Source organism: Bartonella sp. bp_1, assembly GCF_055808085.1.
In genome coordinates, this window is sequence record NZ_CM147851.1 from 445977 (window position 1) to 462931 (window position 16955).

At 47.3% G+C, this 16955-nt stretch carries 14 protein-coding genes; 11 read left to right on the plus strand and 3 right to left on the minus strand.

Features of this window, described 5'->3' with window-relative positions:
• The first annotated feature begins 132 nt into the window (after positions 1-132).
• On the plus strand, positions 133-678 hold the full coding sequence (locus tag ACYZ97_RS02245) for a hypothetical protein (protein WP_473299876.1): 546 nt from the start codon (positions 133-135) through the stop codon (positions 676-678).
• 55 nt (positions 679-733) lie between these two features.
• Here ACYZ97_RS02245 and ACYZ97_RS02250 read toward each other — a convergent pair whose 3' ends face one another.
• Positions 734-1420, minus strand: a complete 687-nt coding sequence (locus ACYZ97_RS02250) for an HAD family hydrolase (protein WP_473299877.1) — start codon at positions 1418-1420, stop codon at positions 734-736.
• Positions 1421-1676: 256 nt separating this feature from the next.
• On the opposite strand from ACYZ97_RS02250, the gene ACYZ97_RS02255 reads away from it, so the two are divergent.
• Positions 1677-2384, plus strand: coding sequence for a glyoxalase superfamily protein (locus ACYZ97_RS02255; RefSeq protein ID WP_473299878.1), 708 nt, complete (start codon positions 1677-1679; stop codon positions 2382-2384).
• Positions 2385-2585: 201 nt separating this feature from the next.
• Entirely contained in the window at positions 2586-3719 is a 1134-nt protein-coding gene (locus ACYZ97_RS02260) for a DNA methyltransferase (RefSeq protein WP_473299879.1), read from the plus strand.
• Positions 3720-3799: 80 nt separating this feature from the next.
• Here the strand turns inward: ACYZ97_RS02260 and mutY are convergent, their stop codons facing one another.
• On the minus strand, positions 3800-4843 hold the full coding sequence (gene mutY / locus ACYZ97_RS02265; RefSeq protein ID WP_473299880.1) for an A/G-specific adenine glycosylase: 1044 nt from the start codon (positions 4841-4843) through the stop codon (positions 3800-3802).
• A 40-nt stretch (positions 4844-4883) separates the two neighbouring features.
• Between mutY and ACYZ97_RS02270 the strand changes: the two genes are divergently transcribed.
• The 8 genes from ACYZ97_RS02270 to ACYZ97_RS02305 all read left to right on the plus strand — a co-directional run bounded on the left by ACYZ97_RS02270 (position 4884) and on the right by ACYZ97_RS02305 (position 16035).
• Positions 4884-5708 (plus strand): glycosyltransferase family 25 protein, encoded by an 825-nt coding sequence (locus tag ACYZ97_RS02270; RefSeq protein ID WP_473299881.1) that lies wholly within the window; start codon positions 4884-4886, stop codon positions 5706-5708.
• Positions 5705-6691 carry an SDR family NAD(P)-dependent oxidoreductase gene (locus ACYZ97_RS02275; RefSeq protein ID WP_473299882.1) on the plus strand — a complete coding sequence of 329 codons (987 nt, stop codon included), beginning with the start codon at positions 5705-5707 and terminating at the stop codon, positions 6689-6691. Before ACYZ97_RS02270 ends, ACYZ97_RS02275 begins: the two co-directional genes overlap by 4 nt.
• Positions 6684-7202 (plus strand): DUF721 domain-containing protein, encoded by a 519-nt coding sequence (locus ACYZ97_RS02280; RefSeq protein WP_473299883.1) that lies wholly within the window; start codon positions 6684-6686, stop codon positions 7200-7202. The genes ACYZ97_RS02275 and ACYZ97_RS02280 overlap by 8 nt, the downstream gene beginning before the upstream one ends.
• Positions 7203-7298: 96 nt before the next feature.
• Positions 7299-7958, plus strand: a complete 660-nt coding sequence (locus ACYZ97_RS02285; RefSeq protein WP_473299884.1) for a DsbA family protein — start codon at positions 7299-7301, stop codon at positions 7956-7958.
• Positions 7959-8067: 109 nt separating this feature from the next.
• A complete protein-coding gene (smc, locus tag ACYZ97_RS02290; RefSeq protein WP_473299885.1) occupies positions 8068-11526 on the plus strand; it encodes a chromosome segregation protein SMC in 3459 nt (1152 codons plus the stop codon).
• 13 nt (positions 11527-11539) lie between these two features.
• Entirely contained in the window at positions 11540-12394 is an 855-nt protein-coding gene (locus ACYZ97_RS02295; RefSeq protein WP_473299886.1) for a DUF4424 family protein, read from the plus strand.
• A gap of 168 nt (positions 12395-12562) precedes the next feature.
• Positions 12563-15253 carry a pyruvate, phosphate dikinase gene (gene ppdK, locus ACYZ97_RS02300; RefSeq protein ID WP_473299887.1) on the plus strand — a complete coding sequence of 897 codons (2691 nt, stop codon included), beginning with the start codon at positions 12563-12565 and terminating at the stop codon, positions 15251-15253.
• Positions 15250-16035, plus strand: coding sequence for a DUF1499 domain-containing protein (locus ACYZ97_RS02305; protein ID WP_473299888.1), 786 nt, complete (start codon positions 15250-15252; stop codon positions 16033-16035). Before ppdK ends, ACYZ97_RS02305 begins: the two co-directional genes overlap by 4 nt.
• Here the strand turns inward: ACYZ97_RS02305 and ACYZ97_RS02310 are convergent.
• Entirely contained in the window at positions 16020-16925 is a 906-nt protein-coding gene (locus ACYZ97_RS02310) for an MBL fold metallo-hydrolase (RefSeq protein WP_473299889.1), read from the minus strand. The two genes, ACYZ97_RS02305 and ACYZ97_RS02310, sit on opposite strands and share 16 nt — an antisense overlap.
• Between the last annotated feature and the right edge of the window lie 30 nt (positions 16926-16955).

Here is a 16955-nt window from a genome sequence, read left to right on the forward strand (position 1 = left end):
AACGAGCTTGCGCAATCCCTGCCATCAGTTTATGTGTCTTTTCTATTGCCGCAGATTGCATCTTTGAAAGAAGACCAATATGACAGCAATGAAGGTATAGAACAGGTTTGGCAGTCTAGGGAAGTCCACTTCATGGATAAAACTTCAATTTCTCGTATTTCTTTTAAAGGTCTCTTTCTGATCGGTGCGCTAGCGGCTTTGAGTGCTTGTGCAAGCAAGACGCCGATTGAAGAAGCAACACCTAAAACGACAATCACGGAAGAAGAATTGACGGCCTATTGTCCTTCAATCAATGTGACTGATGATGGTGCCTATTATAATAATTATACACGCGGCGGTGATGGTGACAGCAGCAAAGTGATCTATCAGGCTGCAATCCGGGATATTACCCGTGCTTGCCAATATCCCGGTGGCAATTTGAATATCAAGGTCGCTGCTGCTGGTCGTGTGGTGCCGGGTCCACAGTTCAAGGCAGGTAATATTACGATGCCGATTCGTGTTACAGTTATTCGCGGTACTGATGTTGTTTATTCAAAACTGCATAAATATTCGGTCCAGATTACAAATACCGCTTCAGCCACACAGTTTATCTTCATTGATGATCAGGTCTCTATTCCACGACCGAGCCAGAAAAATGTCCGCATTTTTGTCGGCTTTGAGGCTGGTGCAAAAAAATAAAATAGATTTTTTGATCTTAAAGAAAACCGGCTTTCATGCCGGTTTTTTTATGTGCTTAATCGTCCTGCCATTCATTCATGGCTGCAATGACGGCAGGTAGGTCGTGATGGCGTGATATAACGGTTTCGGCACCGGCCTCGCTTAATTTGTCTGCAAGTCCGATATAGGCATGGCTGCCACCGGTGAAGCCGATGACGCGCATACCGGCGGCACGCGCTCCATGAACACCGTGGACGGAATCTTCAATCACAACGCTGCGGCCCGGTTCTATATTGAAGCTTTGAGCCGCAACCTGAAAGACATTGGGGAAAGGTTTTGGTTCCTTGTTGCCGACTTCAGGTGCGGAAAATATCTTGTCTTTAAAAAGGTCGTAAAGTCCTACGGTTTCCAGCATGTCTTTAACGCTTTCACCTTGTGAGTTGGAACAGATACAATAGGGTTGTTGTATCTTTTCGATAGCTTGGCGCACATCGTCAATGGCGCGCAAATCGGTTTTGATGCGGCGACGGAATTCATCATAGATCTTGTCGAGAAGGGAAAGAGAAAAGGCGATTCCTGATTCACGTTCGATTTCTTTCAGGACATCGATGATGACCAAACCGGAATAGCGTTCCTGCATTTCCTCTAAACTCAGTTCATAGCCGGCCTCGGTAATGATTTCGGCACAAATTTGTGCTGATAGAAACTCTGAATCCACCAAAACACCGTCGCAATCGAATATGACAAAATCAAGTTTGGACATTTCTATTCCTGTATTTCCTTCAGATGGGATACCTCACATAGGACAGGCGTATGTCGATGTCACGATAAAATGCAAGTCGATTGAGAATCATTATGGATTTTGCTATGAAGAGGAAAGGCTTATACTGCCTGCCGTCCGCACCGTAAGGTAAGGTGAAAGTATATTCTGACTGATTTGTTTTTCAATCCATCGGGTGAAGAGCCAGCAATGCGGAAACTGATAGATAGTCACCCGAACGTTGAAGGACTAAATCTTAATGAGAAATTTTCTCTATGCCAAGGATATGGCAAGAACATTTCGTGTTGAATTGAAGCTGCAGGGGGTTGATATCAGTCATGCCCAGGCACTCGAGATTGTATCGCACCAGTTTGGTGTGAAAGACTGGAATGTTTTCGCTAATCATATTAAAATCAATCAGGAAATGAAAAAGGATTGGAAGCTGCCAAAGGGGTGGCGTATTTCTAAAACTGCTGATGATTATCTTTATCAGTGCGGCCTTGATCCTGATGAACCTAATGTCGCGACAATAAGGTGCCGTATCACTCGAGACAGTGCTATGCGTTTTTTTGGTGAATGCGATGTGTTGATGCAATCGGTGCGGGCAGCGAACTATCGCGGTAAAATCTTTAAACTATCGGCTGATTTGAAAACGAGTGATGCGGACAAAGCTTCACTCTGGATACGTGTTGACGATAATTTGCGCAATGTTGTTCTCTTTGACAACCGTTTGCCGGAACAGGAAGGCGGCGGCATCGTTGGGGATAATGATTGGAAAAATTATTCATCGCAGCTGGATATTCCACGAAATAGCGAGGTGATTTCATATGGCTTTTTGCTATGGGGTTATGGTCGTGTTTCTGCGCGGAATTTAAAAATTCTTTCACAAGAGCATAATGATTTTGGCTATGCGTCTTCAACTGTTCATGATGAGCCAGAAAATCTCGATTTCAATCAAACTATATAATGGAAATACAAAATTGGATGACCTGGCTTTTTCGGATCATTCATATGACGACGCTATCTTGTTATAATAATTAAACAATATAGATTTTTATAAATTTGTTTTTGCCATTAACGTCATATTTACCCTCTTCAGTAACCATAACAGACAGTAAAGCGGTGATTTGTTTCGCTGCAGATTTGTATTCGAGTAAATGAGTAGCCGATGTCTGTTACACGTCTTGTTAATGATTTGAATATCAATGCTCCATCGGATGAATGGCGCAATAAAATCTTGAAGGGTGATTGCGTTGCTGCTCTGGAAAAGCTTCCGGCCCATTCGGTTGACGTCATTTTTGCCGATCCTCCCTATAATTTGCAGTTGAATGGTGATCTTCACCGACCCGACCAGACATTGGTGGACGCGGTTGATGACCATTGGGACCAGTTTGAAAGTTTCGAGGCCTATGATGCCTTTACCCGTGCATGGCTTTTGGCCGCGCGGCGTGTATTGAAGCCTAATGGTACGATCTGGGTTATCGGTTCCTATCATAATATTTTCCGTGTTGGTACAGCCTTGCAGGATATCGGCTTCTGGCTGCTGAATGACATTATTTGGCGCAAGACCAATCCGATGCCGAATTTTCGTGGTCGTCGTTTCCAGAATGCCCATGAAACCATGATTTGGGCTTCACGTGATGAAAAGGCCAAGAATTATACTTTCAATTATGAGGCCATGAAGGCAGCGAATGAAGATGTGCAGATGCGTTCCGATTGGCTGTTTCCGATTTGTACCGGACATGAACGCTTGAAGGATGATTCAGGGCATAAGGTTCATCCGACACAAAAACCCGAAGCTTTGTTGGCCCGTGTCATTATGGCCTCATCCAAGCCGGGTGATGTGATTCTCGATCCATTTTTCGGCTCTGGCACGACCGGCGCTGTTGCCAAACGGTTGGGGCGTGATTTTGTAGGTATTGAACGCGAGCAAAGCTATATTGATGCGGCAATGGCGCGCATTGCGGCGGTTGAACCTTTGGCCAAGCCCGAGTTGGCATTGCTGACCGGTAAAAAGGCGGAGCCGCGTGTGGCTTTTGTATCTTTGATTGAAAGCAATCTGATTGCACCGGGCACCGTTCTTTATGACAAGAAGCGTCAGGTTAGTGCCATTGTACGCGCCGATGGTACGGTTTCTTGTCAAGGTGATGCCGGATCTATCCATATGATGGGTAGAAAAGCGCAGAATGCCGAAAGTTGTAATGGATGGACCTATTGGCATTATGAAGAAAAGGGCACGCTAAAGCTGATTGATACTTTGCGTGAAAAAGTCCGGAAACAAATCGCTGTAAGCGGCGTTTAACAATTAATATGGATCGGATAACCTCCAGTCTCCGGTCAACTTCAAGCGGCTTGTGGAAGAGAAAACCATAAGCCGCTTTTTTATATTTTTTTGTTAAAAGCGCATTGGATCGCTTTGGAAAATAGCGTTGGCAGGGCCTCCTTATCCAGTTGGCGGTGGTCACTCCACCAGCCGTTGCCTGCAGCAGTCTTTGCGACATGATCAGCCCGATAGACCGATAACATCAAGGTGAAATGGGTAAAGATATGGGTTACATCGCCCTTATGGTGCCAATCAGCCTTGAAGGGCGGTTCGATGACTTCGTCCTTATTGGTACCGAAAACATTGGGGATTTGTGTCATGCCTGCCAACAGGCCTTTATTGCCGCGCTTTTCCAGATAGATCATGTGATCATCAGAAAGAGCGACAAAAGCTTTTCCATAATGTATCGGGCGTTCTTTTGCCGCTGTTTTAATTGGATATTGTTCAGGATTGTCGTCTTTATGGGCCTGACAGTCACTATGCAAAGGGCAAATGGAGCACTTGGGCTTTTTGGGGGTGCAGACCGTTGCACCCAGATCCATCATGGCTTGGGCAAAATCTCCCGCCTTTTCAAGCGGTGTTATTTGACGTGTTTTTTCTAGAATAACAGCTTTGGCTTTTTCTTTGGGGATGGAAATTGCGAAAAGCCGTGTCACAATACGGATGACATTGCCGTCAATAACGGGTTCCGATCGGTCGAAGGCAATGGCAGCAATAGCGGCTGCGGTATAATCTCCAATGCCGGGCAGTTGCTTAAGAGCTGTAACTTGATCAGGAAAACGATTATTGAGTTGGTCGGCAACGTAATCGGCACAGGCTTTGAGATTGCGGGCGCGTGAATAGTAACCAAGTCCCGCCCATGCAACCAAGACATCTTCAAGGGATGCATCAGCAAGGCTTCTGACATTTGGCCACTGGTGTATAAATTTTTCAAAATAGGGTTTGACGCTGGCAACTGTTGTCTGTTGCAACATGATTTCTGAAAGCCAGACATGATAAGGATCGGCTTTCCGGTTATGGTCATGCGGACCTATCCGCCATGGCAATTGGCGGTGGTGGAGGCCGTACCAACGGAGCAATTTTTCTGCGATCGCTTTTCTCATAAGGGGGATGAAGCATAAAGATACGGGAAATGCAAAAGAAATGGCTAGTCAAATCACGGCCATCTTTATAAAAGACAATAAGGCTGCAATGAGAGCAATGCGTGTGACTATACCTCTTTACGTTATCAATCTGGATCGTTCGGCAGATCGTCTGCCTGCTCTCATTGATTCGGCACGTGCATCTGGCTTCGACTTTCGCCGTATTCGTGCATTTGATGGCCTCGAACTGGATATTTCTGCTTATCCTGAAATAGATGAATCTGCTTTCCGATATCGCCATGGCAAGAAGATTTTACCGGGTGAGGCCGGGTGTTATCTGTCACATCTTCAAGCGCTTCGACAGGTTGCGGAAGGAGATGAGGATTATGCTGTTATTGTCGAAGATGATGTCGCTTTTCTAGCACATGCCCATGCGGTTGTTCAGGCGATATGTAGCTATGAGGGGTTTGATATCGTCAAGCTGGCCAACCATCGATATAGAGGGTTTAGACCGTTTGTTGATATAGGGTATGGCTATTGGATAGGGCGTTTTTTACATGGCCCGCAAGGTAGTGCGGCTGCCTATTTGGTCAGCAAAAAAGGCGCAGCAAAGTTGCTTCAATGTCTGACGCCGATGTGTCTGCCTTATGATGTGGCGCTGGAACGCGGTTGGTCTGGTTTTGAAATTTTCAGTCTTGATCATGATCTGGTCGGTTTCTTGAAAACGTCCGGCTCGACCATTGCTCATGGCCGTAAATATTATAGAATGAACCGGTTGCCTTTTTATAAAAGGATAGGAACATTTTTTTTCAGGCTTGGCGATTATGCAAGACGCATTGTCTATGGCTTGAAACCTAACAGGCTTAAGAAGAAAACAGGGAAATGAAAAAAGCAATTGTGACAGGGGCTGCCGGTTTTATTGGTTCCTATATGGCTGAAAATCTTCTGCAATCAGGTTGGCAGGTGATTGGTCTTGATAATCTCAACAGCTATTATGATGTAGGTCTGAAAGAAGATCGTCTCAAGCGGCTCGCTTTGCATGAAGAGTTCCGTTTTGCCAAGGTTGATATCGCCGATATGGCGGCGCTTGAATCGGTAATCGCCGCCGATTATGATGCCGATATTATCATCCACCTTGCCGCGCAGGCAGGGGTGCGCTATTCGATCGAAAATCCTTCAGCCTATGTCAGTGCCAATGTGCAGGGACAGGTTAGTATTTTTGAAACGGCTTTGAAAATGGCCAAGCGTCCGCCGGTTGTTTATGCAAGTTCGTCCTCTGTCTATGGTGCCAATAAAAAGATACCCTTTAGCGAGGATGATGCCGTTAATGCACCGGTTTCCGTTTATGCCGCAACCAAAAGGGCGGGAGAGTTGCTGGCCTATTCCTATCAACATGTCCACCAGTTAACGACTGTCGGGTTGCGCTTCTTTACGGTCTATGGTCCATGGGGACGACCTGATATGGCACCATGGCTCTTTACCGATGCGATTTTGGCTGGACGTGCGATCAAGGTATTTAATCACGGTGATATGCAGCGTGATTTTACCTATATTGACGATATTATTGCCGGTGTGCGGGGTGTTGTTAATCGGGTTCTGGAGGATCCTGCCCAGATTCGTCCGATTTATAATCTCGGCAATAATCGACCGGTAAGACTTGGTGATTTTATTCATGCGATTGAAAAGGCAACCGGTCAAAGTGCCATTCAGGAAATGCTGCCTATGCCACCTGCCGATGTGCCCTTGACCTATGCCGACATCGACAAGGCGGTACATGATCTTAATTATCATCCCCAAACGACAATTGATGACGGGATTGCCCGCTTTGTGAGCTGGTTCAAGGATTATAGATTGGCCAAACATGGCTAGAAAACCATATCGCAGTGCGCGTTCTTTAAGTGCCGAGGCAACGGATATATTGGATCCGTTGATGCGCAAACGTGCCGGTATCAATGTCGAACTTTTCAATGCATGGGATGATATTGTCGGTGAGCAATTGGCTGAAACAACACAGCCCTTAAAGATATTGTGGCCGCGCAACAGCAGTCAGACAGAGCATTTTGAGCCGGCAACATTGGTTGTCGCCTGTCAGGGATTTGCCGCCATGAAACTGTCGCATGAAAGCAGCCAGCTGGTGAACAGGGTGAATGCATTTTTCGGTTATAATGCAATTTCACGCCTTAAGATCGAGCAGAGAGTCGTTGAATGTGATCTGCCAATAAAAGAAACGAAAATCGAGCTCGAACCGGAGGATAAGGGGCGTATTGCCAATCAAATGAATGACATTGAAGATGATAGGATACGCGATGCCTTGCAACAGCTTGGTGAGGGGATATTGCGCCGTCAAAAAGAGATGTCTAACAAAAAATTTAACAAATAGAGCGAGACTTTGCCACAAAGCTGTTTTATTGAATATATACCTTATCCGCCTGATCAAGCATCGGCTAACGGATATTTTAGTAACGGGAAGGCTTTCATGACATTAAATATCAATCGTCGTAATCTTATTTCTTTGACTGCAGCACTTACAGCTGCAACAGCTACAGGTTTGTGGAGCAGCGCATCGTTTGCTGCGCCCTCTGCGCCGAAAAAAAGCATAGATCAGGCCAAGCTTCTTGCTGCCGGTGAAGCAACCGATATGATTGAAGGTGACGCCAATGCGCCCGTGACAATGATTGAATATGCCTCTTTGACCTGTGGGCATTGTGCGCATTTTTATAGTGATACATTGCCGCAAATCCGTGAAAAATACATTAAGACCGGTAAGGTTCGGCTGATTTTCCGTGAATTTGCTTATGATCCACGTGCGACAGCCGGTTTCATGTTGGCACGCTGCGCACCGAAAGATCGTTATTTTCCTTTGATTCAGGTGTTGTTTGAAAAGCAGATGGAATGGGCCGCTCCGGCTGATGCGCTTACGCCGCTTAAACAGATTGCCAAATTGGCAGGCTTTGATGATGCCAGTTTTGAAGCTTGTCTGAAAAATCAGTCTGTTTTGGATACGATCAATACCTCGTTCCAAAAGGGGCAGGAATTCGGTGTCGAGGCTACGCCGACCTTTTTTATCAATGGTGATATGTATGAAGGTGCCTTAACTGTGGATGAAATGTCGCAAATCATCGACAAGCATCTTTAAAACCGCATTTTCATGTTAATAGAGAAAGCGTTGGCTTTGATGGGCTGACGCTTTTTTGTTTGCGTTATTCCGCTTCGGCGGTGTGTATGATGAGTAGGGTTGAGAGTTTATGCAATTCACCAAGCTTCGGCTGTTGGGATTCAAGTCCTTTGTCGAGCCACAGGAATTTGTCATTGAGCGCGGGCTGACGGGTGTTGTCGGCCCGAATGGTTGTGGCAAATCCAATCTGGTGGAAGCCCTGCGTTGGGTTATGGGTGAAAACTCCTATAAGAACATGCGTGCTTCCGGCATGGATGATGTTATTTTTTCCGGTTCTAATACGCGGCCGGCCCGTAACAGTGCTGAAGTAACCCTTTTTCTCAATAATCAGGATCGCAGTGCGCCACAGGCTTTTAATGACGCCGATGAATTACAGGTATCGCGTCGTATTGAACGTGAATCGGGTTCTGTTTATCGCATTAATGGCAAGGATGTCCGCGCCAAGGATGTGCAATTATTATTTGCCGACCAGTCAACGGGCGCACGTTCTCCCTCTATGGTTGGACAAGGGCGTATTGGTGAGTTGATACAGGCCAAGCCACAGGCTCGTCGGGCTTTGCTTGAAGAGGCGGCCGGTATATCGGGTCTCCATAGCCGCCGTCATGAGGCAGAATTGCGGTTGCGAGCGGCTGAAGGCAATCTTGATCGGCTGGAAGATGTTGTTGGTGATTTGTCCGGTCGGATGGAAAGTCTTAAGCGCCAGGCCCGTCAGGCCAATCGTTTCAAGTCGCTTTCTGCTAATATTCGTGAATTGGAAGCTGGGCTTTATTATTTGCGTTGGGCGCAGGCTAAAACCAATGAGGTGGAAGCTGAAACCCTTTTGACCAAAACCACATCGGATGTGGCCGAAAAGGCGCAGGCCCATATGTTGGCAGAAAAACAACGCGATGCGGACCGTGAAAGACTTAATCCCCTGCGTGAGGAGGCAGCCCGTGCAGCGGCCACCCTGCAACGGCTGCAATTGGCTGGCCGGCAACTTGAAGAAGAAGTAGAGAGAAATAGATTTCGCCAGAATGAATTATTGCGACGTCTTGAACAGTTGAATGCTGACATCGAACGTGAAAACAGCATTGTTGCAGAAAATGATGGAATTCTTGCTCGTCTTGATGGCGAGGAGGAAAGCCTTAAAATTACATTGGAGGAAAGCGCGGCGGAGGAAACCGCTCGGACAGAACAGATGGAAGCGGTTGCTGAGCGCCTGCGTGAAAGTGAAGAAACTTTGCGCATCAAGACGGCAGAGCAGATGCAGGTGCGCGCCGAGATCAGCCAGATCGAGCGTTCTCTTGTCGACATTGCGACGCGCCGTGCGGCACAACAGAGCGCACTAGATCGGGTCATTAGCGAGATCGAGGCGATCAATGAGGAAATAGAAGCGCAGGGCGATATTGATGCCATGCGCCAAATGCGTGATAGTTTGCAGGAAAATATGGAGGCTTTAGAAGCTTCCCTGCAGCAATGCGAGCATGAGTTTGCACATGCACGTGAACAGGAGGAGGTTGCCCGCGAGCCATTGGCAGAGGCTGAAAAGAATGTCGGTCGTCTGGAAGCAGAGGCAGCAACCATCCAGAATATGTTACAGGCGGCATCAAGTGGTGACTATGCGCCGGTTGTCGATTTGCTGAAAGTGGAAAAGGGCTTTGAAACGGCTCTTGGTGCAGCGTTAGGGGATGGGCTTGAGGCGGCAATGGAAGAGGCGGCAGCCGTGTTCTGGAAAGATTATGCCGTTGCATCATCCCTGCCTTCATTTCCCGATGGCGTTGAGGTTTTGGCTGATTTTGTTGATGCACCGCATGCTTTGCAACGTGCGCTTAGAATGGTCGGTATTGTCACACAAGAAAACGGAGCCAAATTACAGCAGACTTTGAAACCCGGACAGATATTGGTGAGCCGTGAAGGCGCTTTATGGCGTTGGGACGGTTTGACGGCACGCGCCGATGCACCGACTGCAGCAGCCCAACGGTTGGCACAGAAAAATCGGCTTGGTGAATTGGAAGGTCGTGTGGAAGCCGCTTTGCTTGTTGTCGCTCAAAGCCGGAAAGCACTTGAAGAGGCAGCATTGACTGTCCGCAATGTTGATCAACGGCAAAAACAGATACGTGAAGATATTCGTCAAACGGTTATGCGGCGTGATGAAATACAACGCCAATTATCCGATCTTGAAAAGCGGATGGGGGAGTGTTTAGCCCGTCGCACGGCATTGGAACAAAATCGTCAGCGTTTGGTTGATGAACTGGCACAGATTGATTTCCAGACTGCTCTTTTGCAGCAAAAAGCAGCGGATTTAACGCCGTCAGATAGTTTTGATTCACAAATTGCAGCGATGACAGCCAAGGTTAATGAAGAGCGGGTGGCGCTTGCCGATGCCCGGGCTGCGGTAGAAGGGTTCCGTCGCGAGCTTGATGTTGCTTGTCAGCGTTTGCAAATGATTGCCCGTGAGCGTTCGGATTGGCGTGGGCGTGCTGAAAATGCACGCCGCCAGATCGTTATTCTGGATGAGCGCCGTGAACAGGCCTTGGAAGAATCTGAAAATTTGATGAGTGCGCCCGATGATATCGAACAGCGGCGTATCGCCTTATTTGAGGAAATAGCCAAGGCCGAGACAATAGGCCATGAGATTATGGACCGGTTGGCAAAAGCCGAAAATGACCAGACAGGGCGTGAAAAATTTGTGGCTGAAGCCTTTGCACAGCTTTCCAGTGCAAGAGAGGAACGTGCCCGTGCTGAAGAACGCTTGAATGCGGCTGTTGACCGCTGCAGTGATATTGAAGCACGTATAAGCGAGCATCTCAATTGCGCACCGGTGGATGTGCTGCAAATGGCTAATTTCCCACCGGATGGTGATAAACCTGACATTGAAACGTTGGAACACCAGATCGAGCGTGTCAAATTGGAGCGCGAGCGTCTGGGGGCAGTCAATCTGCGGGCGGAAGAAGAGGAGCAGGAACTGCGTCAGCGTTATGAGGCGATGACTGTTGAACGTGATGATGTGGTCGAAGCGATCAAGAAATTGCGTCAGGCAATTCATAATCTCAATCGTGAAGGGCGAGAACGTTTGTTGGCTGCTTTTGAAAAGGTCAATCAGGAATTCAAGCGGCTCTTTACCCATCTATTTGGTGGCGGAGAAGCCGAGTTGCAATTGATTGAATCGGAAGATCCGCTTGATGCGGGTCTGGAAATTCTTGCGCGGCCTCCGGGTAAGAAACCCCAGACCATGACCTTGCTTTCGGGTGGCGAGCAGGCGTTGACTGCTATGGCGCTTATTTTTGCGGTTTTTCTGACCAATCCGGCACCAATCTGCGTCTTGGATGAGGTCGATGCGCCTTTGGATGATCATAATGTCGAACGCTATTGCAATTTGTTGGATGAAATGGCTAACTCGACTTTGACACGTTTTGTCGTCATTACCCATAATCCGATTACCATGGCTCGTATGAGTCGGCTTTTCGGAGTTACAATGGGCGAGCAGGGTGTTTCGCAGCTTGTCTCCGTTGACTTGCAAACAGCAGAAAAATTGCGTGAAGCCAGCTGATTTGGGAGGCGTCATGCGTAGTTTAATAATGCTATTTTTCTATTTTTCTTCTTGTAGTCTGCTTTTTGCCAATTCCGGTTATGGCGGTGTGGATGCAGGCGGATTGAAATTGCAGCAAACCCAAGATATTGCTATGATTTCTGAAAAGCTTTACATTTCGATGGATAAAATCGAGATTGACTATATTTTTGAAAATCTCACGGACAATGACATTACGGCAACGGTTTTGTTTCCTGTTGCGCCTTATGAACTGGATGCTGAATATGATCAAAATATTCCATCTGGTAAGGACGGCAGAATTCTTGATTTTCATGTCTTTGCCGATGGACGCGAAATTGCGACCAAGATGGTTCGTGAAGTTATTGCAGCGGATGACGAGACTAATGAGACTTGCAGCACAGCTGATCAGTGTCGCTTTGTGAAAGTGACCTATCACTGGCAACAGTACTTTCCAGCGCGTAAAAAAATACATCTACACCAGAGTTATATACCAGGGCCATCCGGCGAAATTGGTGGTTCTCCGGTGGGTGTTGTGGATGAAATGCGTGATGACGGACATGAAAAAGAAACTTACTGTCTAGACGAGGATTTTTTCACCACACTCAATAGAAGGGAAACACGCGACGGTTATGGTTATGTGCGATTTGTCTATTTGAAATATATCCTGACCACAGCTCAAAGCTGGGCTGGTGGTAGAATAGGCGACTTTACCTTGATTATTGATAAGGGCAAGGTCAAAAATCTTGTCAGCTTTTGCGGCGATAATGTGAAAAAAATATCACCAACTCGATTCGAGATGCACAAGATTAATTATCTGCCGATGAACGAACTTGATATCTTATTCATGGCAGGCTTTTCCAATTTATGATCAAAGGGCTTTTTAAAGTCCATTAACATCAGTTTATTGTTTTTGTGCCAAAAAAGGCTTAAGCGCATAGAATGGCATGTGTCGAGACGTTTTCTCTTTTTCGGCGGGGCTGTTTTGTGTTTAAAGTGCGTCATATGATTGTAGATACGGGTGTGCAGGAGCCCAGATATGGCAAAATGGGTCTATAATTTTGGCGGTGGTAGAGCGGATGGTTCGGCCAGACGTGCAGACCTGCTGGGTGGTAAGGGTGCCAATCTTGCCGAAATGTGCCGCCTGCAATTGCCGGTTCCGCCCGGTTTTACGATTTCAACATCTGTTTGCCAATGGTATCTTGAAAACCAAAAGTCCTATCCGGATGGTCTTGCCGATAATGTCGAAAAAGGCCTGAAAACGATTGGACGCCTGACGGGACGCATTTTTGGCGATGCCCGTAATCCGCTTTTGTTGTCCGTGCGTTCAGGGGCCCGCGTATCTATGCCCGGTATGATGGATACTGTTCTCAATCTCGGGTTGAATGATAAAACGGTCGAAGCGTTAGCCCGCCAGTCAGATGAACGTTTTGCCTATGACAGTTATCGTCGGTTCATCCAGATGTATGGGGATGTGGTTATGGGGATTGACCACAGTCTTTTTGAAGAGATGCTTGATGACTATAAGGATGAAAACGGGTTTAAGGTGGATACCGAACTTTCCGCCGATGACTGGAAAGCAATAATTATCCTTTATAAGCAGGTTATTGAGGAAGAGCTTGGTGAAGTTTTTCCGCAAGATCCGCATGAACAGCTATGGGGGGCAATCGGGGCGGTTTTTTCCAGCTGGATGAATAGCCGTGCTATTGCTTATCGTGCGCTTCATGATATCCCCGAATGTTGGGGGACTGCCGTCAATGTACAGGCAATGGTTTTTGGTAATATGGGGGATACATCGGCAACTGGCGTTGCTTTTACGCGTAATCCATCTACCGGTGAAAATGCGCTTTATGGCGAATATCTTGTCAATGCGCAGGGTGAGGATGTGGTAGCCGGTATCCGTACACCTTATCAATTGACCGAAGCACAACGCCAGTTGAGTGGTTTGGATGACCCCTCTCTTGAGGCGGTTATGCCGGAAGTATTTAAGGAATTTGTTGTAATTGCTGATAGGCTTGAACAGCATTATCGCGATATGCAGGATATCGAGTTTACCATTGAGCGTGGCAAGTTGTGGATGCTGCAAACGCGCAGTGGCAAACGCACGGCACAGGCCGCTTTGCGTATCGCCGTTGAAATGGCACAAAGTGGTCTGATTACGCCGCAACAGGCGGTGATGGCCGTCGATGCCCGTTCTCTGGACCAGTTGCTGCACCCGATGATTGATAAAAATGCATCACGCATATTACTAGGAGGCGGATTGCCCGCATCCCCCGGTGCAGCTTGTGGCGAGCTGGTCTTTTCCAGTCAGGATGCGGTCAAACGTGTTAAGGAAGGTGGCAAGGTCATTTTATGCCGGATGGAAACCAGCCCTGAAGATATTCATGGCATGCACGTAGCACAAGGAATTTTGACCGCGCGCGGCGGGATGACGAGCCATGCGGCGGTTGTTGCCCGTTCGATGGGCAAGCCTTGTGTTTGTGGCGTTACGACCATGCGTGTCGATCAGATAAAGCAGCAGATGATGATTGGTGATGAAATTTTCCAAAAAGGTGACTTCATTACCATTGATGGGGTTAGTGGTGAAATCTTCAAGGGTGAGGTTGCCATGGTGCAGCCGGAGCTTTCCCATGCTTTTGCCCGTTTGATGGAATGGGCGGATCGTGAGCGTCGTATGGATGTGCGCACCAATGCCGAAACACCGCTTGATGCGGAAATGGCCCGTTCATTCGGTGCGGAAGGTATCGGCCTTTGTCGTACAGAACATATGTTTTTCGAGGGTGAGCGCATCCATGTCATGCGCGAAATGATTTTGGCCGAAGATGAAAAAGGACGCCGGGCGGCCTTGGATAAATTATTGCCGATGCAACGTGATGATTTTATTCGCATATTCGAGATTATGAAAGGCTTGCCGGTGACAATCCGTCTTCTGGATCCGCCTTTGCATGAATTTTTACCGCGCCGCCAAGAAGATATTTTGGAATTGGCACAAGCTTTGGGGCTTGATAAAAAAATGCTGGTGCGTCGCATCGAGACCTTGCACGAGTTCAATCCGATGTTGGGAATGCGTGGTTGTCGTTTGGCAATTGTTTATCCTGAAATTGCTGAAACACAGGCCCGTGCTATTTTTGAAGCGGCGATTGCAATCAAGAAAAAACATAATATTGATGTGAAACCCGAGATCATGGTGCCATTAGTCAGCATGAAGTCAGAACTGGATTTCGTCAAGGAGAGGATTGAAACGGTTGCGACATTGCTGATGCAGGAAGAAGGCATACGGATTGATTATCAGATCGGGACAATGATTGAATTACCACGGGCAGCGTTGAATGCTGATCGTTTGGCTGAAACAGCCGATTTCTTTTCTTTCGGTACCAATGACTTGACGCAAACAACTTTCGGTATTTCGCGCGATGATTCGAGCAGTTTTCTGGAAATTTATTTGCGTAAAGGTTTGATGGAGCGTGAGCCTTTTGGTGCAACAGATGCCCTCGGTGTCGGCCAATTTATTACAATGAGTGTCAAGGGTGGACGCAAGACCAAAGCTGATCTGAAAATCGGTGTTTGCGGTGAACAGGGTGGTGATCCTGATTCGATTCTATTTTTTGAAAAAGCCGGTCTGGATTATATTTCTTGTTCCGCTTACCGTGTTCCGGTGGCGCGTCTTGCTGCCGCGCAGGCAGCAATGATGACTGGCAGGAAGCCAGCGAAAAGATTGTCGGATCAATGAGAAAAAAATATATACGCATAGCTTCAAAGGCTGCCTGTTGGGCGCCGCGATTGAGCAGTCTGGCTGTTTTTTTACTGGTTGGCGCGATTATAACACATCGCTTTTCCATTATTACAACCCGAGAGCTTCTGGTTCTGGCTGTTATTGTTGTTGTGGCGGCGCTGTTGGGGCTGGTCTTGGCTTGTAAGGGATTGTCTGATTTATGGAAGCGTGGCGATGCCGGCGGTATGAAATCGCTTTTTGCTATTGTCTATATGCTTATTGTTGCCGTTCCTTTGGGGTATGCTGCTATCCAATGGTATATGCTTCCGCCATTGAACGATATTTCCAGTGATCCGGTTAATCCGCCTGCCTTTATTGCTGGTTTGCGTCCTTTGGATGCATGGATGTTAACGCCACCTAGCGATATGAAAACGGATATGCAGATACGCCAATGGCCGCAATTGTCTGGACGCCGTTATGATGGCTCGCCGGATCGTGTTTTGGAAGCTGTGCGCAAGGTTATCGAGGCGCAGGGCTGGTCTATTTCGGGAGAAAAGGGAAAAAGCGGTGAAGATAGTGAGTTTTATGTCGAGGCTGTTGCTAAGACTTTCTATCTTGGGTTTGTTTCCGATGTTGTTGTTCGGTTGATTGATGAGGGCGATACAACCTTTGTGGATATGCGTGCGGCATCACGCGATACACAACGTGATTTTGGTGCCAATGCCCGATTTATTGCGAATTTTATGGATGCGCTGGATACGGAGATATTGCTCAGTCCCGATGATCAGGAAAGCGAATAGGCACTGTCGATATGCGGGGTGCCGTCGCATTGTACGAGGCCGCGAGTAACCATATCTTCCAGATGGGCGAAGACAGATAGACCGGCAGCGCGATGCAGCTTTGGATCTGTGTCACGATAAATGACTTTGACCATTTCCGCGATCAGGCGATCACCCTGTCTTAGCCGTTCAAGAATAGCACATTCGCGCATTTTCCGATGGGCTTTCATTCCCCGCACAAAAGCATGGGGCTTGAAGACAGGGCCACCATGACCGGGCAGATAGAGCCGGTCTTGGCGTGCCAATAATTTATCAAGCGATTCCATATAGTCTTTCATGGATCCATCAGGTGGTGCGATGACACTGGTCGACCATGCCATAACATGATCTCCGGTGAAGAGAACTTCTGCTTCATTCCATGAAAAAGATAGATGATTGGCCATATGACCGGGTGTGCTGACTGCCGTTAATGACCAGCCGTCACCTTCAATAGTATCATTGTCATGTAATATAATATCGGGTGTGAAGTCCTTTTGTGCCCCCCCATCAAGGGCTGTTCCCTCACCTTCTTGTATTGTTCTTGATGTTTTGTATGGTCCGCCTGCGACAACGGGTGCGTTGAAATGGCTGCCCAAGTGTTTTGCCAACGGCGAATGATCCATATGGCAATGGGTGACCAATATATGGCTGACCGTACGTGCACCAACAAAATCGATTAATGCCTGACGGTGGTTTTCATCAATTGGGCCGGGATCTATAATAGCAAGATTGTGGTCGCCGATTATGTAACTATTGGTTCCACAATAGGTAAAGGGGCTGGGATTGTTTACGGTGAGACGAAAGAGGGACGGGCATAATTTTACAGCAGTGCCGTAAGCGGGATCGAACTCTTTTTCAAAGCTTATCGGCATGTTGCTGTTCCTGTGAAGATATTATGTATC